The following is a 24,936-nucleotide window of genomic DNA, read 5'->3' on the forward strand; positions in this document are numbered from 1 at the left end:
CAGTAATCCCGGGTTGAGGAAAGCCGTCATGACGGAAGAAAGACCCCTGCTGGAAGCCCGGCAGGTGTTCAGGGGATTTTTCGGCAATCCCGTTTTGAAGGGCGTCGATATCGCCCTTCTGCCGGGCAGGATTCACGCCCTGCTCGGCGAAAACGGCGCCGGCAAGTCCACATTGATCAACCTCCTGTCCGGCGCTCTCCAGCCGGACGGCGGTTCCATCCTCGTCGACGGCAAGCCGGTGGAGCGCTTCAGCCCGGCGGCTGCGCGCGCGGCTGGTATTGCCGTCGTTCAACAGGAGCTGAGCCTCACGGCCAGTCTGTCGATTGCCGAAAACATCGGGCTCGGCGCGTTTCCGCGCCGGTTCGGCCTCATCGACTACAAAGCGCTCCATCGCGGCGTGTCAGACGTCTGCGACATGGTCGGGCTCACCGAGCCGCTCGACATGCCGGTCGTTGATCTGGCACTTGGCCGCCGCCAGATGGTGGAGATCGCCAAGGCCCTGTTCCGCAAGCCGCGTGTGCTCATTCTGGACGAGCCGACCTCATCGCTCTCCGCGCACGAAGCCGGCATTCTTGCCCGCCTGATCCGGACGCTGAGGGACCGCGGCACGGCACTTCTCTATATTTCCCACCGCCTCAATGAGGTGCAGGCGCTCTGCTCGCATGTCACGGTGCTGAAGGATGGCTTGGTCACCGCCGACCAGTCGCTGTCCGGCATCGACGGCGAAGGCCTGGTGCGCTTGATGGTCGGCCGCGAGACCGGCGACCTGTTCCCGCCGCGCCCGACCGCAGCACCTGGTGCGATGTGCATCAGCGTCGAAGGTTTTTCCGCCGGCATGGTGCGTGATGTCGGCTTCTCGGCCCGCGCCGGCGAGATCGTCGGCATCGGCGGGCTGGTGGGACAAGGGCAGGAAGACCTGCTGCTCGGCCTCTACGGCGCGATTTCGGCCGCGGCCGCTCGGGCGGAGGTATTGGGTAAACCCGCCCTGCCCGCCGATGTCGGCGAGGCGAACGCCGCCGGCATCGTCTATGTCCCGGCCGACCGCAAGCATGAGGGACTGGTGCTGCCGCATTCCATCGCCTCCAATCTCATCCTGCCCTCGCTTGGACGGCTCGCCCGCAAAGGGCTGCGCGACCGGCCGGCGGAAACCGGCCTGGTCGCCGATCTCGCCCGCCGGCTGACGATCAAGGGCGACACGGCCCGCCCGGTGCAGGCGCTTTCCGGCGGCAATCAGCAGAAGGTGGCGCTGGCCAAATGGCTGCCGCTCGATCCCTCCGTTCTGCTCCTCAACGATCCGACGCGCGGCGTCGACATCGAGACCAAGCGGGAAATCTATCTCATGCTCCGCGCTTTCGCCGCCGAGGGGCGGCTCGTGATTCTGGCCAGTTCCGATACGCCGGAGCTCGTGCATCTCTGCGACCGTGTCGTGGTTCTGCGCGAGGGGCGTGTCGCGGCGGTGCTGTCGCAGGATGAAATCAGCGAAGGGGCGATCGTCGGCGCGGCCATGGGCATCACCACCACGACGCAGGGAGAGGCGGCATGAGCATAAGTTCGTCATCCCGGCTCTACGGCTCGATCCAGCTTCGCCGCAACCGCGGCCTTGCCGGCCTCTATCTGGTCGTCGCCGCCTTTCTCATCCTCTATGCGCTGCTCTTTCCCGGCATCCTTTCGATCGGCGGCTTCTCCAAGTTCACGCAGAACTGGTTCCCGCTCGCGCTCGTCACCATGGCGCAGGCGCTGCTCATGCTGAACGGCGGCATCACGCTGGCGATCGGCCCGCTCGTCAGTCTTGGAGCGGTGATCGCCGCGACGACGATGGAAGGAGCGCTCGGCGTGCCGGGCGGCATTCTTGCGGTCTCGCTTGCCGGTCTTTCGATCGGCGCCGTCATCGGCGCCATCGTTACCTATCTGAGGCTTCCTGCAATCATCGTCACGCTTGCTGGCTCCTTCATCATCGGCGGGGTCGCGCTCATCCTGCTGCCCCGGCCGGGCGGGTTCATTCCCGATTGGCTGTCGACGGTGCTGGCCGGCCACACGCCCGTCGCCTTCCTGCTGCTCATCGTGATCCTGGCGCTTTGGAAGGCCTTTCTTGCAACGCCGCTCGGCCTCGGCATCTACGCGGCCGGCGACAATCCGGTCGGCGCGTTCCGCTCCGGTGTTCCGGTCGAACGGGTGAAGGTTGCAGCCTTCGCCCTGTCCGGCCTTCTCGCCGCCCTGACCGGTCTCTTCGTCGCTGCGCAGACCGGCTCCGGTGATCCCGTCATCGGCACGCCCTTCACGCTGAACTCGATCGCCGCCGCTGTGCTCGGCGGCGTGGGTTTCCTCGGCGGCAAGGGCACGATGCGCGGCGCGATCTGCGGCAGCCTGCTGCTTTCGGTGATGATCAACGTCATGTTCTTCCTGGGCTTCCCGCCGGTCGCGCAATATGTCGCGCAAGGGTTGATCATCGTCGGCGCGGTCGCCGTTCCGGAACTTCTTGGGTCTTGGAGGGCAAGGCGATGAACATCATCAGGTCCGCGTTCCGCAATCCGCCGCTCCTGACCTTCCTTCTGGTCGCGCTCGTCTGGATCGTCGCAAGCTTTACGTTGCGTGGTTTCGGCGCCTATGGCCACCTGCGCTACCTGCTCGAACTCGCCGCGGTGATCGGCATTGCCGCCGCCGGCCAGACGCTCGTCATCCTGATGGGCGGCATCGATCTTTCCGTCGGCGCGGTCATAACAGTCACGGCGATCCTGCTGCCGCTGATCTCGCCAGCCTGGGACCCGACCGGCCTCGCCGGCATCGCGGCGGCCCTTGCCATCGCCGCGGCTATCGGCCTGATGAACGGCGCCGGTGCTGCCTATCTTCGCGTGCCGCCGATCATCATGACGCTGGCTATGGCGACCTTCCTGCAGGGGCTGCTCGTCATCGTCGCCGGCGGCAGCGCGGTTACCGTCAGCAATCCGGCGGTCATTCTGCTCGGGCAGGCGCGGCCGCTCGGCATTCCCTCAGGCATTATTCTGTGGCTTGTCGTCTCGATCGTCGTCCTGCTGCTCGTCCACCGCATGCCGATCGGCGCGCGTTTCCTGGCGCTCGGGGCGAACCCGCTGGCGGCCCGGCTTTCCGGCGTCAGCGTCACCCGCAACACGCTGATCGTCCACACTCTGTCCGGCTTTTTCGCGGGGCTTGCGGGCATTCTCGTGCTCGGCATGAACCGGCAAGGGTATGTCGGCATCGGCGACCCCTATCTGCTGACCTCGATCGCCGCCGTCGTGCTCGGCGGCACCTCCATCCTCGGCGGCCGTGGCACCTATGCCGGGACCATTCCGGGCGCAATCCTGCTCGTCACGACGACGGCGCTGATCACCGTCGTCAACGCCTCGCCCGGCTGGCGCTCGATCATGTTCGGCGCGCTGATCCTTGCCCTTCTGCTCGTTTCCGGCCGCGAGGCGCGCCGATGACGGAGCTCTATAACCGGCCGGTGATCGATCCGCATCACCACCTCTGGGACCTCAGCCTGCAACGCCATCCCTGGCTGCAGAAGACCCGAGCTTCCGGCGAGGAGATGGTTTTCGGAAGCCTCGCGCCGATCCTGCGCGACTATGGCATCGACGATTATCGCGCCGATGCCGCCCGCCAGAACGTGATTGCAACCGTGCATGTGGAGGCCGGCTGGTCCGTTGCGTACCCGCTGGAAGAGAGCCGCTGGCTGGATGGCCTCGACCGCAGCTCCGGCGTGGCGCACCGTTATATCGCGCGCGTGCCTCTCGACGGGCCGGACGCCATGCGCCTGCTTGAGGCGGAAGCGGCAAATCCCAACGTTGTCGGCATACGCGACATCGTCAGCTGGCATCCGGACGCGGCGAAGAGTTTTGCTTCGCGCCCGAACCGCATGGGCGATCCCGTCTGGCGGGCGGGGCTTGCCCATGCCACGCGGCTCGGACTGGTCTTCGATCTGATGCTCTATCCCTGGCAGATGAGTGAGGCGCTCGAACTGGTGCGCGCTTTTCCGCAAACGCTTTTCGTGCTCAACCATGGCGGCAGCCCGGCAGACCGGACGGAGGACGGCATGGCGCTCTGGCGCCGTGGTCTGCGGGCGCTCGGCAGCGAGCCGAATCTGCGCCTGAAGATCTCCGACCTCGTCGCCTATGACAATAAGTGGACGCTCGAAAGCCTGCGGCCGGTGATCGACCATTGCCTCGATTGTTTCAGCCCGGCGCGCGCCATGTTCGCGAGCGACTTTCCGGTTGCGGGCCTGCATGCCTCTTTCGATGAGGTCTATCAGGTTTTCCGCACGGTCGCCTCCCAGCTCTCTTACGACGAGCAGCGCGCCCTGTTCTTTGCCACGGCCAACGACACTTATCGCCTCGGCATCGCCGACCCGGCCGAGATCAGGAGTGGCTGCCATGTCTGACCTTCATACTGCGACGGAAAACGTTTTGATCGACGAGCGGGTGCGCGGCTTTCCGCCGGGCAATCCGCCGCTTGCGCTTGCTGCAATCGGCAAGCAGGGATGGAAGCCCTATGACGGCAGGATGGCCCTGCCGCTGATCTCGCTCGACCGGCAGGCTTTCACCGGCAATGTCGAACTGATGATGGCCTATGTGAAGAGCCATGGCGTCGAAATCGCCCCGCATGCCAAGACACCTATGTCGACGGCGCTGTCGGAGGCACTTCTGGCGGCAGGCGCCTGGGGCACGACGGTCGCCGACATCCGCCAGGCCGCTGTCCTGCTCAAGGCGGGACAACGCCGGCTGATCCTCGCCAACGAGATCGGCGGGGTGGCCGCTGCCCGCCGGCTCGCGGCCCTGCTTGCCCATTATCCCGATGCGGAACTCCATATTTTCGTGGATTCGATGGCGCTGGTCGAGGCTCTTCATTCCGCATGGCATGAGCGTGCCGATCTACCGCCCCTCGGCCTGCTGGTGGAGTTCGGCGCCGGCCGCGCCGGTGCCCGCGGCGTCGACGCCGCGGAGGCAATTCTGGAGGCAATCCTTGCCGCGGAGACGCCGGCCTTCCGGCTGACCGGCATCGCCGCCTATGAGGGTGCGGCGGCGACCGCCGATGCGGAAGAGACGATGCGTCGCATCGACGCGCTGATGACGGTGACATCTGATTTCCTGCCGAAGGTGCGCGCCCGCATCGGTGACGAGCGGCCGCTCCTCGTCACGGCCGGTGGCTCGGTGTTTTTCGATGTGGTGATTGCCAGGCTTTCCGCCGCCATCGCAGCCGATCCCGCCTGCCGGCTGGTGCTGCGCAGCGGCGCGATCTTCTTCCACGATCACGGCATTTACGAACGCGGCCTGGCCGGCCTCGATGCACGCGGCGGTTTCCGCATCGGCGGCGAGACGGTTTCGGCTGCGGCAGCTTTCCGTCCGGCGCTGCGGGTCTGGGCCGAGATCCTGTCGCGGCCGGAGCCGCGGCTGGCGATCTGCGGCATGGGCATGCGCGATGTTGCGATGGATCAGGGCCTGCCGCGGCCGCTGGCGCTCTATCGCAATGGTGCGTATCTCGCCGATCTCGGAAACGCCGACGTGTTTCGCCTCAACGATCAGCACGCCTTCGTGGCCCTTGCCGACGGCAGCGACGTTGCGGTCGGCGACGTCATCGAGTGCGGCATCTCGCATCCCTGCACCTGCCTTGACCGGCATGCCATCCTCTACGGCCTCGATCCGGACCATTCGGTGACGACAGCCTATCTGACCAGCTTTGGCTGAACTCTCCCTCCAAAAGCAAGAAAAGGAAACCCGCCATGATCCAGCGTTATCAGAAAGGCTCGCGTATGAGCCAAGCCGTCAGCTACGGCGGCCTCGTCTATATTGCCGGCCAGGTCGCGGAAAATCGCAAGGCTGATATCAAGGATCAGACCCGCGACGTGCTCGGCAAGATCGACGCCCTTTTGAAAGAGGCGGGTATCGATCGCTCGCGCCTTATCGCCGTCAATGTTTTCCTGCCGGCGATCGTCGACTTCGAGGCGATGAACAGCGTCTATGATGACTGGATCGACATCGAAAACCCGCCGGCCCGCGCCTGCACCGAAGCTCGTCTCGCCGATCCCGATCTGCGCGTCGAAATGACTGCCGTCGCCGCCCTTTGACGGCATCGCAACCGTTCGCACTGGAGACATCATGCATAGCGGTCTCGTCAATCCGATCGACTTTTCGCGCGAGGGCCGGCAGGCCGGCCACCTCGCCATTCCTTATTCGATCGACCGTTCGCCCTATTATCAGATCCGCATTCCGATCCTTCGCCTGAAAAATGGCGAGGGGCCGTCTTTGTTGCTGATGGCTGGCAATCATGGCGACGAGTATGAGGGCGAACTCCAGCTCGGCCGGTTGATGCGGCTGCTGGATGTCGCCGAAATCCGCGGCGCCGTCACCATCCTGCCGATGGCGAACCTGCCGGCGGTGATGGCGGCCAAGCGCTGCTCGCCCTTCGACGGCGGCAACCTCAATCGGGCGTTTCCCGGTGATCCCAGCGGATCGCCGACGGCGCGGATGGCGCATTTCCTCGAACATGAACTTTTTCCGCGCCATGACGTCGTGCTCGACCTGCATTCGGGCGGCGCCTCCATGGCGCACCTGCCCTGCACGCTGATCGAGCGGCAGGCCGATACCGCTCGCTTCGAGCGGTCCGTTTCGCTGATGCGCGCCACGGGTGCGGCGCATGCCTTCATCGCCGATAACGGGCCGACCGCACCGACATCGATGGGTGCTGCGGCAAGGGCCGGAACCATCGGTCTTTCCGGCGAGTTCGGCGGCGGCGGTACCGTGACGCCTGAGACAATGGCTTTCACGGCGGCGGCGATCGACCGGCTGCTCGTCACACTCGGCATCGTGAAGCATCCGGTCCTGTCGCGCGTGCCGCTCGCCGAGCCGGGACCGTTGCAGCTGCTGTCGCTGTCTAGGCACAGCCAGGGCATCTATGCGAACCGCAGAGGCTGGTTCGAGCCGGCCGCAGCCATCGGCGCCATCGTTGCCGCCGGTGAGCTTGCCGGATGGTATTATGATCTCGAACGTCTGGAGCAGCCGGAGGAAGAACTGCGCTTTGCCGAGAGCGGCATTGTCATTTCCCACCGGCTGCACTGCGACAGCCAGGCCGGCGACTGCCTGATCCAGGTCGCCGAACCCATCGCATCCTAAGGAGCGCTGATCTGCTCAAGTGATTGCGTCGACCGCTGCCTTGACCCAGTCGAGGCGCTTTGCCGGTATCAGGCCGTAATTGTAGAAGTTCACGCCGTCAGCGCCGGCATCGACGGCGGCCTTGGCGCGTGCAGCGAGCACCGCCAGCCCGCTGACCTCGGGATAGAAGACGCGCAGGCCCACCCCGAGGAACTTGCCCGGTCCGATTGCCGCCCGGCCGGTCCGGATGACATCGCCGACGGCATCCGGTTCCATGTCGTAGCAGCAGAGGATCGCCCCGTCGCAGAGCTTACCGGCGGCGGCGAGATCGACGCCGCCGAGCCAGCCGTCCTTCAGGTCGATGAGCACGATGCGTGTCGCCGGATCGGCGGCCGCCTTGATCTCGCCGATCAGGCTGGTCACCGGTTCGCTGCGCCAGGTGAGATAGGCATGCAGATCAGGATGGTCGCGAAAGGCATCGATGCCGGCTGCCGGGAAGTCGGGGAATTGCCTTTCCGGGACAGCTCGTTCGCAAAGTTCGGCGATGAAGCGCGCGACCGACCGGCGCGCGCCTTCGACCGGCACACCGGCCGTTGTGGCACGCGCCGTGCAATGGTCGCAGAAGCAGAGCGACAGCAGGAAATCATCTTCGGCGTTCAGGCCGACACCGTCTTTTTCGTGATGATATTCATGCGCGAATCCCATGAAATTCGGGCTCTCGAGTTCCACCATAGCGGGCCGGTAGTTGGTCGTGATGTCGCGAACAAGGGTGACGGCATAGGCCCGCGCCGCCGGGCTGGACGGGCAAAGATTGTAATAGTTGGGATTGCCGAAGGCGTTCCGCGTCACATGATCGGGATGCAGCATGCCGAGACGGGTATTGTGCAGGCAGACCGTCCAGCAGGAGACCTTGAGACCCGTCGCCTCGCGTCCCTGAACGAGGGCTTCCAGCATATCGCCGCGCTCAGTGACGTTCCCAGCCATCAGCGGCCGGATCAGCTTGTCCTGCCACAGGCTTTCATCCGGCCGGAAGTAGACCGTCCCATCCTCGGGGAAATAGGCCTTCTGCTGCGGGCTCCGCGGCTGCAGGAACCGGCCGGCGTGATAGGAGGTTGCCAGGCTGACCGTGTTGAGACCGGCGCGGCCGCGAAGCTCGGCGGCAAAGGCGTCGAGTCCCTGGTCCTGAACGTCCCAAGGGTAGCTCCACATGGAAAGATGCATGGCGTGCTCCCGTCAAATCTGTCCATTTTATAGAACACGTGTCCATAATAGTGTCCAGACTGATCTTGGAGGCGTGGCGCCTGCCTGGTAGCGTTCTTGCATAAAGCGGCAGGGCTGATAGCTACTGCGCTGCCGTCTCACATTTCGACGACGAGGCCCTTGGCTTTCAGCACCGGTTCGAGATTGCTGATCTCGATGACCGATTTGCCCTGTTTATATGCGGCGATATAGCCGGCCTCGGCATCTTCGCGAGCCTGTGACAGCCTGGCGACGTCCTGCGCTTCCTGGCGGCGCACGACCACCAGGCCGTCGGCATCGCCGGCGATGATGTCGCCGGGATGGATGATTTCGCCGCCGACGATGATTGTGTCGTTCACCGCCGCAATGGTCTCCTTCACCGTCCCCTTGATGCAGACGCTGAGCGAGAAGACCGGGAAGCCAAGCTCCCTCAGCTGAAGCGTGTCGCGCACGCCGGTGTCGGTCACGAGACCGCCGATGCCCTTTGCCAGGCAGGCATTGGCCAGGACATCGCCGAAGGATCCGGCCTCCTCGTATTCGCCCGCCGATACGACGATGATATCGCCCGGCTTTGCGTAGGTGATGGCAAGCTGCAGCATGATGTTGTCACGCGGCGCGCATTTCACCGTAAAGGCCGGACCGCACAGTTTCATGCGGTAGTCGACGGGCTTGAGGCGGGAGGAAAGGGCTCCGCGGCGCCCTTGGGCCTCATGGATCGTCGCGGGTGAAAATTTGGAAACGGCGTTGATATCGGCTTTGCTTGGCCGTTCGGCAATATCTTTAATATGGATCATGGATGCCTCCCATCGTTGGCCGACGGCGGGCATGTCCCGCCGTCTCAATTTGTTTGGACGTTGTCAGTGGATGACGCCGAAGCCGGGCAGCTTACGGGATCGGGTCGAACTTCAGCTCCGAGAGCGATACGACCTTGTCGGTGCGGGTCATCTTGTATTCGGTATCCGGGCCGAGCCACTTGTCCCAGATCTTGTTGATCTCGCCCGATGTGTCGAGCTTGCGAAGGATCTCGTTGATTTTGGTGGTCAGCGCCGGCTGATCCTTGGCCATGCCGATGCCGATCGGCTGGTATAGCATCGGCTCCTCGATCATCCGCATTGCCTTGCCCTTGCTCTTCGATTCATTGACGAACTTGGTCGTCGTCATGGTGTTGGCCACCATGCCGCGCGCCTTGCCCTGCTGGACTGCGAGATAGGCCGAGGCGGTATCCTGGAAGGTCAGCGGGTCGGATTTGTTGAGCTTGATCGACATCTCTGAGGTCGAACCCTTGGTCGAAGCGATGCGCTGGCCTGCGTAATCGGCCTTCGTCTTGCCGGCATCGTCCGCCGGCACGATCAGCATTTCCTTGGCGAGATAGTAGGGATCGCTGAACTGGATCTGCTCGGCGCGGCTCAGAGTATAGGCGAGGTTGGCAACGGTGATGTCGACGCGGCCGAGCTTGACCTCGGGCACGCGCGCCTCGACCGAAACCGGCTTGATCTCAGCCTTGACGCCCAGTTCCTTGGCGATGGCGCCGCAGAGATCGACGTCGAAACCGGCCATTTCGCGGGTCTTCAGATCGGGTGAAGCGAAGGGAGGAACGTCGGCGAAAGTCGCGCAGCGCAGGGTTTTCGCCGACATGATGTTGTCGAGCTGATCGGCTTGTGCGGGCAAGGCGGCCGCCATGCCGGCAAATGCGGCGGTGAGGGTTAGGCATTTCCAGTTCATTGCTGTTCTCCTTTGTTTTTGGTGATTGGTATCAATGCCTGAGATCAGCGAGGAATCGCTGCGCCCGGGGATGACTTGGATTGTTGAAGAATTCCTCGGGGGTCGTCATTTCGAGGATCTGGCCGGCATCGATGAACCAGACCCGATCCGCGACGTCACGCGCGAAACCCATTTCGTGGGTGACGCAGAGCATGGTCATGCCTTCCGACGCCAGGCTCTTCATGACGGCCAGCACTTCGCCGACCATTTCAGGATCGAGCGCGCTGGTCGGTTCGTCGAACAGCATCACCGGCGGTTCCATGGCAAGGGCGCGGGCGATTGCCACCCGCTGCTGTTGGCCGCCCGAGAGTTGGCCGGGATAGGCCCGCGCCTTGTCGGCAAGGCCGACCCGATCGAGAAGCTTGAGGGCCTTGTCCTCTGCAACATCTGGCGCCACGCCTTTCACCCGGATGGGCGACATCGAGACGTTTTCTACCACCGAAAGGTGCGGAAACAGGTTGAAGTTCTGAAATACGAAGCCGATCCGGCTGCGAAGCGCATTGAGTTCCTTTGCCCGCATGGCGGCGTGGATGTTTTGCCCGTCGAGCGTGATCGATCCGCTGTTGATCTCCTCGAGGCGATTGATCGTGCGGATCAGCGTCGATTTTCCCGAACCGGACGGCCCGCAGATGACCACGACTTCGCCGCGTGTCACCTGCGCATCGATGTCCTTCAGGACCGGATAGTCGCCGTAGCTCTTGCAGACCTGCGAAAGCCGGATCGTCTGCAATTCCTGGGCTGAAACTGACATGGTCATAGCTGCTCCGATATGATTTTCGATGGCGCGACCAAGGCGGCGGCAGGAAGGTTGGAAAGTCCCGCACGCCGCCGCGTGATGCTCCGCTCGAGGCGATTTGCGAAGTAGGTGAGCGTCCAGCAGATGGCGAAGTAGACGATCGCCAGGATGAGGAAGACCTGGAAAGGCTGCGTCAGGAGCTGGTTGTTGACCTGGCTTGCGGCAAAGGTCAGATCCGGCACGTTGATCACGTAGCCGAGCGTCGTGTCCTTGATCGTCGAGACGAAGGTGGAGATGATGCTGGGGATCATGTTGTAGAGTGCCTGTGGCAGGATGATGAAGCGCATCGCACCTAAATAACCGTGACCAAGCGCACGCCCCGCGTCCATCTGACCCGGTCCAAGCGCGACGATGCCGGCACGCACGACTTCGCTCAGGAACGCGCTTTGATAGACCACGAGTGTCGTCAGCATCGTGACGAAGCTCGGCACATCGGCGCCGGTCAGCAGCGGAACGAGGAAATAGCTCCACAGGATGAGCATCAAGAGCGGCACGCCCCGGGTGAAATAGACCAGTGCCGTGACCGGCCAGCGCAGCAGCGGCGACTTGGAGAGCCTCGCCAGTGCGAACAGGATGCTGACCGGAAAGGCGAGAGCGATGCTGAGCGCCGAAAGGATCAGCGTGTTGGCGAGCCCGCCAAGCGGCCCGTTCGGATATTGGCCGATCAGCAGCAGCAGCCAGTAGTCTTGGACGATGGCGATCATGTCGTGGATCATGCTCGCGCACTCCTGGCAGGATCTGTGCGCATCGACAGATAGGCGCCGATGCCCATGATCACGAGCGAGAAGAAAAGGTAGAGAACCGTGCCGATCAGGTAGATCTCGAAGGTCCGGAAGCTGAGGTTTTCGATCTCCTTGACGGCATGCGTCAGTTCCGAGGCTCCGATGACGACGGCGAGACTGCTGTTCTTGAAAAGGGAAACGCTGTGATTGATGAGCGGTGGCAGCGCGTTGCGCACGCCCTGCGGCATGATGACGAAACGCATCGCCGAGACATAGCCGTGGCCAAGTGCACGGGCTGCCTGCATTTGACCGGGGCTGACCGAACGCACGCCCGACCGAAGATCTTCGCTGAAATAGGCCGCCTGGCAAAGCCCGAGCCCGATCACAGCGAAGATGGCCTCGGCATTATGGACGGCCAGCCATTCGGCTACCCCGCTCGGCATTAGCGTGAAGATCCCGAAATACCACAGCATCAGCTGAACCAGGGTGGGGACGTTCCGGTGGTAAGAGACGTAAGCGGCGACTAACGGATCGCCGAAGCGAAAGGGCGACAAACGCAAAGCCAGCAGCAGAAGTGCCAGCGCCATCGCCATAGACCAGGAGCCGGCATAGATGATGAAGGTCATCTCGATGCCATGCAGCAGCATGGCGGTATATTCTGGATTTCCGAGGATTGCCGAAAGGTCGAAACCGCTCACGGGTTTGGCTCCCCGGATTGATCCGGCTTCGCCGAAGGCTGGGGCTTTGCCGTCTGCAGCCCGCCCATGACCTGCAGCGTCGGTGTAATCTCCATGTGCCCGATGTTGACGGCGACGGGGGCTGCTATGGCGAAGGCAATCGCGTCGGCGATATCGGCCGCCTGCGGCAGTTCGAAGCCGTCGATGAACCGTTCGCGGATGCTGGGGTCATCGCCATGGACGTGATTGAAAATGTCAGTGGCGACCCGGCCGGGGCAGATTTCCGTGACCCGCACCCGCTTGCCGAAAGCGTCGATGCGCAGCTGGTTGGACAGCATGCTCACCCCGGCCTTGGCGGCGTGATAGGACGAGTTTCCGCCGAAATTGTAGGCGCCGGCGATCGACGAGATGTTGATGACATGTCCGCGGTCGCGCGCCACCATGCCGGGCACGACCAGCCGGCAGATGTGCAGGACCGCCCGGAGATTGACGTCGACGATGAGATCGATATCGCCCTCGTCGGCTTCCAGGAACTTCTTCGGCCGGTCGACGCCGGCATTGTTGACGAGAATATCGAATTCCACCCGACGCGTGAGCTCGGCCATGGCCTGACGGTCGGTCACGTCGATGACGTGGGCGATGCAGCCCGTCCGCGCAGCCAGCTGCTGCAGCGCTTCGGCGCTGCGGGCAACCGCATGGACCTCGATGTTCTCCCGGCGGAACCGCTCCACCACGGCTGCGCCGATACCGGAAGATGTGCCGGTCACCAGTGCGGTCTTGTAGTCGGAGAATGGCATTGTCGTTCCCTTGTTGTTGATCGAGACAGTAGCGAAGCTTAAACGCCTTGCCTAAGACCGATTATCTCTGGAGCAATAAGCAACGGTTATGGAGCCGGCGCAGGCTGCTGAAGAAGAGAAAGAGCTGATGCCGGGCATCACCTTGCGGCGTCCGGGCCTGAGGAAAGCAGCGACCGCGTCGCGTTGCAAAAGCAATGCGTGTCTGCAAACATGTAAGCCGCGCAGATCAGAACGGTACCCCGATCCTCATGGACATCAGACGCCTCAAATCTTTCATCGTGATCGTCGACAGCGGCAGCATCACGCGAGCGGCGGACCTTTTGCATATCGCCCAGCCGGCGCTCAGCCAGCAGCTTGCGGCACTGGAGGAGCATTTCGGCCACAAGCTGCTGATCCGCAGCCAGCAGGGCGTCAGCATGACCGATGCAGGACACGCGGTGTACCGCCATGCGCAGATTATCCTTCGGCAGATGGAGCAGGCGCAAGCGGATGCATCGGCAGCCGGCAATTCGCTTGCCGGACGCGTGTCCGTCGGTCTCGTACCCTTCAGCAGTGCCGCCACGCTGTCGGTCGACCTCCTGGCTGAGACGCGGAAACGGCATCCCGGTATCCTGCTGCACCTGACCGAAAGCGTCGGCCAGACCTATAGCCAGATGATCATGAACGGCAGGCTGGAGATGGCGCTTCTCCATGGAACAGGACCGATCAAGGGTGTCCGGTTCGAGCCGATCCTCAGCGAAGAGTTTTTTCTTGTCGCGCATCGGGACTTTGCGATCGAAGCGGATGTGAAACCCGTTCCGGTCAATACTCTCGACGGGATGCCGCTGCTGTTGCCGCCGGCCTATAATTTCGTCCGCCGCGCGATCGATACCGCCTTCACGCGCACCCGCACCAATTTGAAAGTCGTGGCGGAAGTCGAAATCGTCCGCACGCTGGCCCGCGCGGTGGGCAGCGGCCTCGGCGCGACGATCATGCCGAAAGCCATCGCCGACCGCATCGTATCGGAATCGAGCGAGCCGCTGATCTGCCGGCTCATCTCGCCGCGGATCGAAGAAACCCTGTCGCTGTGCGTTTCCGACCAGAATCCCCTATCGGAACCGGCCCTCGCCGTCCGGGACATCCTTCTTGAGTTGACCGCGCGCTTGAAAAACTAAAAGCTCGCTGCCGATCAGCGCATATCCTTACAAAACTGGGCTATGCGCGCGCATCCTTCGCCGAGTTTCTCCATGCTCGTGGCGTAGGAAATGCGAAAGAAGGGGCTCATTCCGTAAGCCGCCCCTTGCACGGTGGCGACATGATGTTCGTCGATGAGCGCCATAACGAAATCGACGTCGGTCTCGATCTTTCGCCCGCCCTTGCTGGTCTTGCCGATCAGCCCCGAGATATTCGGGTAGATGTAGAAGGCGCCTTCGGGTCTATGGCAGCGCAGTCCGTCCACCTCAGACAATCTGTCGAGGACGAAGTCGCGTCTTTCCTTGTAGATCGCGGCACGCTCCTTCAACAGATCCTGAGGCCCCTCCAAGGCAGCGGTCGCTGCGGCCTGCGTCAGCGTCGCGATGCCGCCGCCATTCTGGCCGTTGACGTTGCTGACGGCGGAGATCAGCTCTTTCGGCCCAGCACAAAAGCCGAGCCGCCAGCCTGTCATTGCATAGGCCTTGGAGACGCCGTTCATCGTCAGGACGCGTTCATAGAGTCTGGGCTCGACTTCCGCGATCGTGCAGAACTGAAAATCGTCATAGACCAGGTGTTCGTAGATATCGTCGGTCATGATCCAGACATTGGGATGGCGCAGCATAACCTCGGCGATCGCAGCCATCTCCGCCCGAGAGCAGGCGGCTCCGGTCGGATTGTTCGGGAAATTCAGGAAGAGCCACTTGGTGCGCGGCGTGATCGCCGCCTCCAGATCCTCGGGACGCAGTTTGAAGCCGGTCTGCTCGTGGCACGGAACGGCGACCGGCACGCCACCGGCGAATTTGACGATATCGGCATAGCTGACCCAGGAAGGTGTGGGAATGACGACCTCGTCGCCCGGATTGCAGGTCGCCAGCATGGCATTGAAGATCACCTGCTTGCCGCCGCCCGAGACGACGATCTGGCTGGCCTCATAGTCGAGATTGTTGTCCCGTTTGAACTTCCTGATGATGGCGGACTTGAGAGCCGGCGTACCGTCCATCGGAGGATATTTCGTATCGCCCGCAAGAGCTGCCGCGTGAGCCGCCTCGATCGCGTGCTTCGGGGTGGGGAAATCCGGTTCGCCGGACGAGAGGCTGACGACTTTGATCCCGTTGCCGGCCAGTTCCCTGGCGCGCTGGGTCATGGCGGCGGATGCTGATATGGTGACGTTTTTCAGGCGGTCAGCGATGACGGGCATCGACATGGTCCTTCGATGATAGGTTGAAATGGGGAGGATCAGGATTGCGTCAGTCGGCGAGTTCGGCGGCAGGCGCGAGTGTCGCGCCCGTGGCTTCGATCTCGCCGCGCACGATGCCGGCAAGCTCCAGGGCGCCGGGTGTGTCACTGTGGACGAGAATGGAGCGGGCCGGCATTGCGATCACCGCTCCGTCGATCGTCTCGACGCTTCCTTCGAGGAGGAATTGTCGTACGCGGGCACGCACCGCGGCTTCGTCCTTGATGACGGCGCCAGCGAGGCCGCGCGCGACAAGTCTGCCGCCAGCGTCATAGGCCCGGTCGGCAAGGAAAAGCGCCAGCGTCTTCAACCGCGCGTGTTTGGCCGCCAGCTGAATCTCGCTGCCATGGGTCACGAAGACGACGAGACCAGCATCGACCGTGGCGATCGCATCCATCATCAGATCGGCCAGCACAGGATCGCGATTGACCATATTGCCCATGGCTGCGTGGAAGCTGATATGGGAGACAGTGACACCCTCGGCTTTGGCGATCGCCATCAGGGCGCCGAGCTGATAGAGCATCTGCTGGCGAAGCTCATCTGCCTGAAACGCTATTTCGCGTCGGCCGAACCCCAGCCGGTCGGGCAGGCCCGGATGCGCGCCGATGCCGACGCCGTTCAGTTTCGCAAGCCGGACCATGCGCCCCATCGTCTCGGGATCGCCGCCGTGGAAACCGCAGGCGATGTTGGCCGACGAGACGAGTTTCATCATCGCTTCGTCGTCGCACAGCCGGTAGGGACCAAATCCTTCGCCCATGTCGGAATTCAGATCGATCTTCATCAGCTCCTCCTTTTGAGGCCTCTTGGGCGACACGCATTAGGCCATCGCCTTCAGGGCGCGCTTGACCATTCGGGATGTCTGCCTGACATCGTCGACATAGCGGGCGATAGCCTGCTCCACCTTGCGCGCCTCCGCATGCGTCGAGCGAACGAACTTCAGGCGGGCGCCGATGCGGGCTTGGGCAAGCCGCCAGAGATCGCATTCAATCACGCCGGCGATCTTCGGATATCCGCCGGCGGTGTTCGCATCGCTCATCTGCACGATCGGTTCGCCGCCGGGCGGAACCTGGATCACGCCGGGCACGACGCCGTGGGAGCGCATCTCGATGGACGCCGTCGGCTTCATCGGCTCGCCTGATAAGCGGTAGCCCGTCCGGTCGCTTCGGGAGGAAATCCTCCAGGTCCGGCTCCAAAAAACTTCGCCATCGCCTGCGAAAAGATCGTGCTCGCCGGCCGGCAGGGCGCGGATCGGCAGCGTGCCGTCGACAGCAGCCGGGAAAACATCGCGCAGTGCCACGGCCGGTTCGACGACGGCAAGACCCGAGGCCGGCAGCATGGCGATCTCTGCGTCCTTGCCGACCGCGATCCGGTCGCCCTTCGCCAGAGGCCGGCCGGCATTGCCCCCGAAGCTACCGCGAAGCGACGTGCTTCGCGAACCCATGACAACGGGGATATCCAGCCCGCCTCCGAGCGAAATATAGGAGCGCGCGAGCCGCGGGGGCTGCTTCAGTTCGAGAACCTGTCCGGGCTCCGCGACGTAGGCGTACCAGGCAAGCAGTTCCGATCCATCCAGATCAGGATTGCCGTCGGCGCCGGTCACGGCAAAGACCACCCGCCGCTCGAAACGCAGGCTGAACGGGAAGGTCTGCACCTCTATCGCGGCTGCATTTTCATCATTGCCAACGAGAATGTTGCCGATGCGGACCGCGAGCGGATCCATCGCGCCGCTGGCCGATACGCCGATGTCGCGATAGCCGGGGCGGCCAAGATCCTGCACTGTGTTGAACGGGCCGCTTTCCAAGATCTCGATCATAGCTCGATCCTCGCTGGCAGGAACCGCACCGTATCTCCCGGCGCCATCATGGCGGGGCTCGGCAACATGGGGTCGAACATCTGCAGTGCCGCGAAGCCGATGGAATTCCAGCCGTTCGGACCCGTGAGCATGGCGACGCCGGTCTGCATGCCGCCGATGGTCACGCAGCCCTTCGGCATCTTCAGCGAGGGCACGGTCTTTCGCGGCATGTAGATGCGCGGATCGAGGCCATGCAGATAGCCGAAACCGGGAGCGCTGCCCAAGGCGAAGACACGGTAGGTCGCTTCGTGATGGATGCGAACGACTTCGCGATCGCTCAAGCCCGAGAGATCGCAAAGGGCCGGCAGATCCGTCGCATATTCGCCGCCATAATGGACGGGAATCTCGATGGTCTTGCCCTTGAGATCGATGCTGCGCGCATTCTCCCATGCCTCCAGCAGCCGGGCGACCACCACATCAGGATCCTCGGGCGTCTCCTTGAAGATCACCAGCAGGTTGGTCATGCCCGGAATGTTTTCGGCAAGGTCCGGCCAACCTTTCACGGCCTGGGACAGAGCCCAGATCCGCCGCTGCGCGATGAGATCGAAATCACCAGGGGCCTCGAGCAGGAAGGATCTGGCGCCGATCGAGGAAACCCGCGCCAGGCTTTTGGTGGCCGGAACGATCTCGCGTTGCGATGCATGTCTGTTCGTCGTGACGATCATGATGGGAGCCCGATTTCGAACAGAGGATCACCGAATCCGACCAGTGCGCCGGGCTCGGCGAGCAGCCTGGTCAAAATGCCGGAACGGCCGGCGCGAAGGGGAAGCAGGATATGCCCTACCCCGACAAAGCCGACGATATCCGCATCGGATACGGAGCGCGACAGATTTTGCGGCGCGGCGGAGGTGGGATGCTCGACATAGAAGCGGCCCGCCATCGGCGCCTTCACGACGTCCGCTACAGAGCCGGGAGCCAAACCGGGAGCACGGGGCGTCGCTTCGGTCGAACTGATCCGGGCGCCGTCTTTTCCGGCGACGAGGATGCGAAGCTGTCCGCCCGGCCGGGAAATTTCGAGACCGTCCACGCCGGCGGCCGTCAGCGCTTCGGTGAGCAATGCGATGGTCGCCGGATCGTTGAAATCGATCGCGCTCATGCCGCCCTCCGCAGTTTCAGCCATTGTTCGAGATAGTGAATGTCAGTCTCGCCGCGCGCGAATGCGCCATCCTCGAACAGAGCGCGCAGGAAGGGGATATTGGTGGAAATCCCCTCGACCTCAGTGCCGGCAAGCGCCTCGCGCATTCTTGCCATCGCTTCGGCCCGCGTCGGCGCATGGACGATCAGCTTGGCGATCAAAGAATCGTAATAGGGCGAGACCTTGTAGCCGGCATGAATATGCGTATCGACGCGGATGCCCGGTCCCGCCGGCAACGCCAGATGGGTGACGACACCGGCTGACGGCAGGAAACTATCCGGATCCTCGGCGTTGATGCGGCATTCGAAGGAATGGCCTTCGCAGGTCACATCGCCTTGGATGAGATCCAGGACGTGACCCTGCGCCACCCTTATCTGTGCCTGGACGATATCGACACCGCTCGTCATTTCGGTGACGGGATGCTCGACCTGAAGTCGCGTATTCATCTCGATGAAATAGAAAGCGCCGTCCTCATAGAGGAACTCGAAGGTTCCGACGCCCCGGTAGCCGATCTGAAGGCAGGCCTGCACGCAAGCCATGCCGACCGGCTGGATGATGTCGGGCGCGATTCCCGCCGCCGGCGCCTCCTCCACCACTTTCTGATGGCGGCGCTGCATCGAGCAATCCCGGTGTCCGAGCCACACGGCATTGCCGTGATCGTCGCAAATGACCTGTATCTCGATGTGGCGCGGATGCTCTAAGAATTTCTCCATGTAGAGCGACGGTGAGCCGAAGGCGTTGCGGGCCTCTTCCCGCGTCAACGCGATTGCTTCATGGAGCAAATCGGCCTTCGGCACGACGCGCATACCGCGTCCGCCGCCGCCGCCGGCTGCCTTGATGATGACGGGATATCCGATTTCCAGCGCTATGCGCTCGATCGTGGCGGGGTCATCGGGCAGCGCGGTGTCCGGACCGGGAACGCAGGGGACGCCGGCGGCTATCATCGCCCGCTTTGCCGAAATCTTGTCGCCCATGATGGCAATCGAGGAAGATGTCGGACCAATGAAGATCAGGCCGGCCCTTTCGGCGGCGTCGGCGAAGGCGGCGTTTTCCGATAGAAAACCGTAACCCGGATGAATGGCGCCGGCACCGGCCAGACGCGCCGCCAGAAGGATGGCATCCTGATTGAGATAGCTCTTGGCAGCACTCGACGGGCCGATGCAGAGAAAGCTGTCCGCAGTGCCATAAGGCGCTTCCCTGTCCGCCTCGGAGCAGATGGCGACCGTCTTCAGGCCGAGTTCGCGGCAGGCGCGCTGGATCCGGACTGCGATCTCGCCGCGATTGGCGATCAGAACGGTATCGAAGCGGAGCCCGGCAGCAGCGGAATGTTCGGACGTTTCGGGCATCAAGCAATCTCCGCCAGCAGATCGCCGGTCTCTACCTCGCCGTCGTCGATTTCGGTGAGATGCGTGATGCGCCCCGATCGCGGCGCGGCGATCGTGTTGAAGACCTTCATTGCCTCGATGATGAAAAGCGTTTGCCCCTCTTCCACCTCGTCGCCGATTGCGACGAATGGCGGTTCCCCAGGCGCCGGGGTCCGGTGCAGAACGCCGAAGACCGGCGCCTTCACCGCAAAGGTTTTCTCAGGCTTCGAAGGCATATCGGAGCCGGCACCCTGGGCAAGGCTTGTCGTCGATCCTGCCTCTTGCCGGGGCTCGGCAGCAGCCTCCTGACCCGGCGACGTGCGGAAAATCCGAACCGTCACGTCCTTTTCCGTCACGGTCAGCTCGGTAATGTTCGATCGTCCAACAAAGTCGATCAGCGTCTTGATTTTCGAGAGGTCCATATGCGTGCTCGGAATTTCAAATTCCACCGCGCATAGCTGAAGTCTCAGATCGCCCGGCGTTGTGATTTTCGTAGCACGACGCGCCGACTGATGGGGTCAGACGAAGTTTTGATGGAGCGTGATCTGCGCCCCATGGGAACATATCACCGAAGGCTCGCGAAATTCTCTCGACGGCAGCAGCTGCCGCCGGAATCACCAGGCGACTTTGAATCCTTCTCGAGAAGTTAAGCGTCATCGAACTGGTAGAGGCAACGGGCCTCGACGGCCTCGATGCCGGGAGCCTTGAGACCTCATGCGGAACAGCCATTCGTCGAATAGGGATAGCCAGACAGCCCCCTAGCGATGATTTGCGGAAATCTTGCGAAGATGATCTCTTATCATCGCGCGAAACTCGCGCAATGTTCGAAACCCGATGTGCTGTGCAAGTCGATGAACCGTCGTTTGAGAAACCTTACAATTGCGCGCAATCACAGCGGCACTTTCGAATACAATCATTTCCGGCCGTTCAATGACCTGCCTCGCAACTTGTTCGAGACTGTTTGGAAAGACGATCTGCCGTTTGGCGATCAGGTACTTCAGTTCCTGCAGCGTCGCGGGAGGACGACGGTCTCTATCCTGTAGCATGCGCCTCACCTTCCAAAGATCCGTCTTCCGGCAATCTCGGTGCGACCCGGATGCATAGTGGAAGGCGGCACGTCATCCCCGGTGGCGATGCGACAGTGTGAGAACATGGCCCGTCGCATCAAAGCTTGTTAATCGACCTGCACGGGCCTTCCTGTCTGCCAACTGACAGTGGCGGCCTCCGCCAGTTTCTGAGCCTGGAGGCCGTCGAGTCCGCCGGGCCTCGGTGAGCGGTTGCCGCTGTCGATCGCATCGATGAAAGCATTGATCTCATTGGCGTAGGCCTGGGCGTAGCGTTCGAGGAAGAAATATTGGACGGGATCGCCGCTAACACCACTCGCATTGGAAAGCTCGACGCTGGTTGCATGGATATTCCTCGCCGCAAGCATGCCGGCAGCTCCGTGGACTTCGATGCGCTGGTCGTAGCCATAAGTCGCCCGGCGCGAATTGGTGATAACGGCAATGCGCCCGGAAGCCGCCTGCATCTGCACGGCTGCAGTATCCACATCGCCCTCGGCCCCTATCGCCTTGTCGACGAGCGAAGATCCAAGTGCATTCACGACGACGAATTCTTCCCCCATGAGGAAGCGGGCCATGTCGAAGTCATGAATCATCATGTCGCGGAACAGACCGCCGGAGGATTTGACGTAATCGGCCGGCGGCGGCGTGGGATCCCGGCTGGTGATCGTCACGATTTCGATTTCGCCGATATCGCCGCGGCGCAGGCGCGCTTCCACACTGGTGAAATTCGGGTCAAACCGGCGATTGAAGCCGATCATCAAGGTGGACTTGTTCTTCTCGACGACGTCGAGGCAGGCATTGATGCGCTCGACCGACAGGGACACCGGCTTTTCGCAGAGGATTGCCTTGCCGGCCTTCGCGGCCGCTTCGATGAGATCGGCGTGGCTGGGGGTCGGTGTCGCAATCAGGATCGCATCGACGTTTGAGGACTTGATGATATCCTCCGCATCGGCAACCTCGGCGCCCGTCTGCGCGGCAAGCGCCTCTGCCGATGCCTTGAAGGCATCCGCCACATAGACGAGCTTCGCCTTCGGGTTCGCCGCAATAGTCACGGCATGCACCTTGCCTATCCGGCCGGCGCCGATCACTCCAAACCTGATCATTGATATTTCTCCATGAAGTGTAAGTGTTGACTACTCGAAATCTTCAAACCGTGAAGGCGTCGCGGAAACGGGCAAGCGCCGTCTCATCGTCGCCGGAAGCCCAGGCCTCCATGCCGATCGGGCCGCGATAGCCCATATCCTTGAGCGCACGAGCAATTGCCTTGTAGTTGATCTCTCCGGTACCCGGCTCCATGCGTCCCGGAACATCCGCCACCTGGATTTCGCCGATATGGGGCAGCGCGCGCCGGCATAGCTCAATCAGGTTTCCTTCGCCGATCTGAGCGTGATAGAGGTCGAGATTGAGCTTCAGCGCCGGTCGGTTTACCGACGAAACGAGCGCAAGCGTATCTTCGGCCTTGGCAAACGGTGTCTTTGGGTGATCGACTGCTTCATTGAGGTTTTCGAGCACGAAGGTGACGCCCTCTTTGTCACCGAGGTCGGCGATACGGCCAAGAGTATCGCGTGCCTTGAGCCACATAGCGCCCGTCACCTTGTCGGCCTTGACCACCGGCAAACCCTGGCCGTCGAGACCGGTCCCATGCAGGTTGAGGCGCGGGCAGTTGAGCTCTCTGGCGATCGGGATCGATTGCTTGGCCGTTCGCAGCAATTCGTCTGCGCCCGCGTCATCGGCGAGCGTACCGGTCACATAGCCCGTCATTGACGAGAAGACCGCTCCTGATCTTGCAAGGGCGGCGATGTTATGTCTCGTCCAATCCCAGATCTCGGCGTGAAAGCCGAGTTCGGTGATGCGCTTGAGCCTGTCGACGACAGGAAGCGATTTGAAGACCATCTCGGCACAGACCGCGAGCGTGAAGGGTGATGAGGCATTCGGCGAGCCGTCGTTCATGACCGTATTCCATGATTGATGATTGAGTGAAAGGCGGCGCCGGCCCTTGAAAACCAATCGAACGCCGCCTCGGAAGCAAGCCGGCTAGATCGTGCCGCCGAGTTCTTCGGACAATTGCTGCAGTTCCTTGCCGCCGGCCATGAGGTTCTGCAGCTCATCCATCGCGATATCAGCCTTGCCAAAGGTGCCAAGCGTCTGGCCGCGATTGAGGATGGTGAAACGGTCCGCGACGGCATAGGCATGGCGGACATTGTGGGTGATGAAAATGACGCCCAGACCGCTCTGTCGAACTTGGTGGATGTATTTCAGCACCATAGAGGTTTGCGCCACGCCGAGCGCGGAAGTCGGCTCATCGAGAATGAGGATCTTGGCGCCGAAGTAGACCGCACGCGCAATCGCAACGCATTGCCGTTCGCCCCCAGACAGAGTGCCCACTGCCTGATTGGGATCGCGGATATCGATGCCGATCTTGCGCATCTCTTCCCGCGTGACGTCGTTGCAATGCGTAAGGTCCAGGTGACGGAAAGGGAAGAAGCCTTTGCGAGGCTCCCGCCCCATGAAGAAGTTACGGGTGATTGACATCAGCGGGATCATGGCAAGGTCCTGATAAACAGTCGCAATCCCCGCATCGAGCGCGTCGCGCGGACTGCGGAAATTGACCGGCTTGCCTTCGACCAGGAACGAACCTCCGCTTGGGCGGACGACGCCCGAGAGCATCTTGATCAAGGTGGATTTGCCCGCGCCGTTGTCTCCAAGGAGACAAAGCACTTCTCCGGCCGACACTTGCATCGACACGCCGTTGAGCGCAATCACGGAGCCGTAGTGCTTGATGATATCGCTCACTTCGATGATCGGAGTTCGATTATTGATATCAGACATGATCAGCGCTCCCCGGTAACCTTGCGGCGGATGAAATTGTTGAAGAGAACGGCCAGCAGCAGCATCGAGCCCAGGAAGACCTGAAACCAGTCGGAATCGAATTTGGTGTAGGTCAGGCCGATCGAGACCGAGCCGAAGATGATCGCGCCGAAGAAGGCGCCAATCGCCGAACCATAGCCGCCTGTCAGCAAGCATCCACCAATGACGGCGGCAATGATCGCCTCGAACTCTTTCTGAAAGCCGCGTCTGGCGTCGGTCGAGCCAGCATCGAGCACGGTGATGATGGCAACCAGGGCTGCCGCGCATGCTGTCAGCGCAAACAGGCCGGTCTTAACTCTGTGAACGGGCACGCCGGAGTTTCTCGCCGCATTGGGATCGCCACCGGCGGCAAAGATCCAGTTGCCCATGCGGGTGCGCAGGAGGACCCAGGTCGCAGCAAGCGCAAGTGCGACAAACCACAATACGGAGACCGGGACGCCCGTGACCTTCGGCATGCCGTTGGGGAACTTGTCGATCAGATCGTGATCCGCGAGCCAGACAAATGCGCCCTTCAGCGCATCGCCGGAAAAAAAGCCCAGCAGCGGACTGTCTTTGACACGATCGCTGATGCCGCGAAGCTGCGTCGAACCGCCTGTCGCCCATTTCAGGCCGACGAGCGTCAGGCCACGGAGAATGAAAAGGAATGCCAGGGTCACGATGAAGGACGGAAGGCGCGTGCGAATGACGATCTGCCCATTGATCGCTCCCATGAACGCGGCGAAGAGCATCGTCATGACGATGGCAACCGAAAGCGGCTGGCCGAAATTCGTGAGGATGACGCCGAAGATCAGTCCGGCAAAGGCCACCATCGAGCCGATCGAGAGATCGAACTCTCCTCCGATCATCAGAAGCGCTGCTGCAATGGCAAGGATTCCCAATTGCGAGGCCGGCGCCATGATGGTCATCAGGCCGGAAAGCGAAAACATCGTCGAATCTGCGGTAAGAAAGAAAAAGACGATGACGAGAACAAGGCCTGCCACAGCACCAAGCTCTGGCCGCCGCATCATATGCGTCAGAAAACTCACTTGTTTGACGCGCTCATCGGTCTTCGGCGCAGCTGCCGTTCTCTGCTCAAGCGAAGCCATAACTCCTCCGACTGGATCGTAATTTAGGGTGGCGGGGCGCTGTTCGGCAGCGCGCTCGGTCAGCCAAAC

At 62.3% G+C, this 24,936-nt stretch carries 27 protein-coding genes; 8 read left to right on the plus strand and 19 right to left on the minus strand.

The window, feature by feature from the left end:
* The first annotated feature begins 28 nt into the window (after nt 1-28).
* The 7 genes from HFO99_RS13075 to HFO99_RS13105 are packed head-to-tail and all read left to right on the plus strand — an operon-like array spanning nt 29 to nt 7,121.
* The gene (locus tag HFO99_RS13075; protein WP_222361611.1) at nt 29-1,543 is read left to right on the plus strand and encodes a sugar ABC transporter ATP-binding protein; all 1,515 of its coding nucleotides are present in this window, start codon (nt 29-31) and stop codon (nt 1,541-1,543) included.
* Complete coding sequence (locus HFO99_RS13080; RefSeq protein WP_222361613.1) at nt 1,540-2,502, plus strand: ABC transporter permease; 963 nt, start codon at nt 1,540-1,542, stop codon at nt 2,500-2,502. The genes HFO99_RS13075 and HFO99_RS13080 overlap by 4 nt, the downstream gene beginning before the upstream one ends.
* The gene (locus tag HFO99_RS13085; protein ID WP_222361615.1) at nt 2,499-3,440 is read left to right on the plus strand and encodes an ABC transporter permease; all 942 of its coding nucleotides are present in this window, start codon (nt 2,499-2,501) and stop codon (nt 3,438-3,440) included. The genes HFO99_RS13080 and HFO99_RS13085 overlap by 4 nt, the downstream gene beginning before the upstream one ends.
* Complete coding sequence (locus HFO99_RS13090) at nt 3,437-4,393, plus strand: amidohydrolase family protein (protein WP_222361617.1); 957 nt, start codon at nt 3,437-3,439, stop codon at nt 4,391-4,393. Before HFO99_RS13085 ends, HFO99_RS13090 begins: the two co-directional genes overlap by 4 nt.
* A complete protein-coding gene (locus HFO99_RS13095) occupies nt 4,386-5,696 on the plus strand; it encodes an alanine racemase (RefSeq protein WP_222334453.1) in 1,311 nt (436 codons plus the stop codon). The genes HFO99_RS13090 and HFO99_RS13095 overlap by 8 nt, the downstream gene beginning before the upstream one ends.
* A gap of 35 nt (nt 5,697-5,731) precedes the next feature.
* Nucleotides 5,732-6,076 (plus strand): RidA family protein, encoded by a 345-nt coding sequence (locus tag HFO99_RS13100; protein WP_029873569.1) that lies wholly within the window; start codon nt 5,732-5,734, stop codon nt 6,074-6,076.
* 31 nt (nt 6,077-6,107) lie between these two features.
* Nucleotides 6,108-7,121 (plus strand): succinylglutamate desuccinylase/aspartoacylase family protein, encoded by a 1,014-nt coding sequence (locus HFO99_RS13105; RefSeq protein WP_222361618.1) that lies wholly within the window; start codon nt 6,108-6,110, stop codon nt 7,119-7,121.
* Between the two features lie 15 nt (nt 7,122-7,136).
* Here the strand turns inward: HFO99_RS13105 and HFO99_RS13110 are convergent, their stop codons facing one another.
* From HFO99_RS13110 to HFO99_RS13140, 7 genes are all read right to left on the minus strand, one after another.
* The gene (locus tag HFO99_RS13110; protein ID WP_222361620.1) at nt 7,137-8,321 is read right to left on the minus strand and encodes a hypothetical protein; all 1,185 of its coding nucleotides are present in this window, start codon (nt 8,319-8,321) and stop codon (nt 7,137-7,139) included.
* Between the two features lie 137 nt (nt 8,322-8,458).
* A complete protein-coding gene (locus HFO99_RS13115; protein ID WP_222334456.1) occupies nt 8,459-9,133 on the minus strand; it encodes a 4-carboxy-4-hydroxy-2-oxoadipate aldolase/oxaloacetate decarboxylase in 675 nt (224 codons plus the stop codon).
* A gap of 91 nt (nt 9,134-9,224) precedes the next feature.
* Nucleotides 9,225-10,061: an ABC transporter substrate-binding protein gene (locus HFO99_RS13120; protein ID WP_131664853.1), complete on the minus strand. Its 837-nt coding sequence runs from the start codon at nt 10,059-10,061 to the stop codon at nt 9,225-9,227.
* Nucleotides 10,062-10,092: 31 nt separating this feature from the next.
* Nucleotides 10,093-10,857, minus strand: coding sequence for an amino acid ABC transporter ATP-binding protein (locus HFO99_RS13125; RefSeq protein WP_164053537.1), 765 nt, complete (start codon nt 10,855-10,857; stop codon nt 10,093-10,095).
* Nucleotides 10,854-11,612, minus strand: a complete 759-nt coding sequence (locus tag HFO99_RS13130) for an amino acid ABC transporter permease (RefSeq protein WP_027667341.1) — start codon at nt 11,610-11,612, stop codon at nt 10,854-10,856. Before HFO99_RS13130 ends, HFO99_RS13125 begins: the two co-directional genes overlap by 4 nt.
* On the minus strand, nt 11,609-12,316 hold the full coding sequence (locus HFO99_RS13135) for an amino acid ABC transporter permease (protein ID WP_170277499.1): 708 nt from the start codon (nt 12,314-12,316) through the stop codon (nt 11,609-11,611). The genes HFO99_RS13130 and HFO99_RS13135 overlap by 4 nt, the downstream gene beginning before the upstream one ends.
* Nucleotides 12,313-13,092, minus strand: a complete 780-nt coding sequence (locus HFO99_RS13140; protein WP_222361622.1) for an SDR family oxidoreductase — start codon at nt 13,090-13,092, stop codon at nt 12,313-12,315. Before HFO99_RS13140 ends, HFO99_RS13135 begins: the two co-directional genes overlap by 4 nt.
* A gap of 194 nt (nt 13,093-13,286) precedes the next feature.
* On the opposite strand from HFO99_RS13140, the gene nac reads away from it, so the two are divergent.
* Entirely contained in the window at nt 13,287-14,246 is a 960-nt protein-coding gene (gene nac / locus HFO99_RS13145; RefSeq protein WP_222361624.1) for a nitrogen assimilation transcriptional regulator NAC, read from the plus strand.
* 14 nt (nt 14,247-14,260) lie between these two features.
* Here the strand turns inward: nac and HFO99_RS13150 are convergent, their stop codons facing one another.
* The 12 genes from HFO99_RS13150 to HFO99_RS13205 form a co-directional block, all read right to left on the minus strand.
* On the minus strand, nt 14,261-15,463 hold the full coding sequence (locus HFO99_RS13150) for a pyridoxal phosphate-dependent aminotransferase (RefSeq protein WP_222361626.1): 1,203 nt from the start codon (nt 15,461-15,463) through the stop codon (nt 14,261-14,263).
* 49 nt (nt 15,464-15,512) lie between these two features.
* The gene (locus HFO99_RS13155) at nt 15,513-16,280 is read right to left on the minus strand and encodes a 5-oxoprolinase subunit PxpA (protein WP_222361628.1); all 768 of its coding nucleotides are present in this window, start codon (nt 16,278-16,280) and stop codon (nt 15,513-15,515) included.
* Nucleotides 16,281-16,316: 36 nt separating this feature from the next.
* Nucleotides 16,317-17,312 carry a biotin-dependent carboxyltransferase family protein gene (locus HFO99_RS13160; RefSeq protein ID WP_222361630.1) on the minus strand — a complete coding sequence of 332 codons (996 nt, stop codon included), beginning with the start codon at nt 17,310-17,312 and terminating at the stop codon, nt 16,317-16,319.
* Nucleotides 17,309-18,016, minus strand: coding sequence for a 5-oxoprolinase subunit PxpB (gene pxpB / locus HFO99_RS13165; protein WP_222361632.1), 708 nt, complete (start codon nt 18,014-18,016; stop codon nt 17,309-17,311). The genes HFO99_RS13160 and pxpB overlap by 4 nt, the downstream gene beginning before the upstream one ends.
* A complete protein-coding gene (locus HFO99_RS13170) occupies nt 18,013-18,447 on the minus strand; it encodes an acetyl-CoA carboxylase biotin carboxyl carrier protein (protein ID WP_222334465.1) in 435 nt (144 codons plus the stop codon). The genes pxpB and HFO99_RS13170 overlap by 4 nt, the downstream gene beginning before the upstream one ends.
* On the minus strand, nt 18,444-19,832 hold the full coding sequence (locus HFO99_RS13175; RefSeq protein WP_222361634.1) for an acetyl/propionyl/methylcrotonyl-CoA carboxylase subunit alpha: 1,389 nt from the start codon (nt 19,830-19,832) through the stop codon (nt 18,444-18,446). Before HFO99_RS13175 ends, HFO99_RS13170 begins: the two co-directional genes overlap by 4 nt.
* Nucleotides 19,832-20,272, minus strand: coding sequence for an acetyl-CoA carboxylase biotin carboxyl carrier protein (locus HFO99_RS13180; RefSeq protein ID WP_222361636.1), 441 nt, complete (start codon nt 20,270-20,272; stop codon nt 19,832-19,834). The genes HFO99_RS13175 and HFO99_RS13180 overlap by 1 nt, the downstream gene beginning before the upstream one ends.
* A 336-nt stretch (nt 20,273-20,608) precedes the next feature.
* Nucleotides 20,609-20,896: a MurR/RpiR family transcriptional regulator gene (locus HFO99_RS13185; RefSeq protein ID WP_222334468.1), complete on the minus strand. Its 288-nt coding sequence runs from the start codon at nt 20,894-20,896 to the stop codon at nt 20,609-20,611.
* Nucleotides 20,897-21,024: 128 nt separating this feature from the next.
* A complete protein-coding gene (gene iolG, locus HFO99_RS13190) occupies nt 21,025-22,017 on the minus strand; it encodes an inositol 2-dehydrogenase (RefSeq protein ID WP_222361638.1) in 993 nt (330 codons plus the stop codon).
* A gap of 43 nt (nt 22,018-22,060) precedes the next feature.
* The gene (locus HFO99_RS13195) at nt 22,061-22,864 is read right to left on the minus strand and encodes a TIM barrel protein (RefSeq protein ID WP_222361639.1); all 804 of its coding nucleotides are present in this window, start codon (nt 22,862-22,864) and stop codon (nt 22,061-22,063) included.
* An 84-nt stretch (nt 22,865-22,948) separates the two neighbouring features.
* On the minus strand, nt 22,949-23,743 hold the full coding sequence (locus HFO99_RS13200; RefSeq protein ID WP_222334471.1) for an ATP-binding cassette domain-containing protein: 795 nt from the start codon (nt 23,741-23,743) through the stop codon (nt 22,949-22,951).
* 2 nt (nt 23,744-23,745) lie between these two features.
* On the minus strand, nt 23,746-24,867 hold the full coding sequence (locus HFO99_RS13205) for an ABC transporter permease (protein WP_222334472.1): 1,122 nt from the start codon (nt 24,865-24,867) through the stop codon (nt 23,746-23,748).
* Nucleotides 24,868-24,936: the final 69 nt, after the last annotated feature.

Source organism: Rhizobium leguminosarum, assembly GCF_019798305.1.
GTDB classification, from domain to species: domain Bacteria; phylum Pseudomonadota; class Alphaproteobacteria; order Rhizobiales; family Rhizobiaceae; genus Rhizobium; species Rhizobium leguminosarum_U.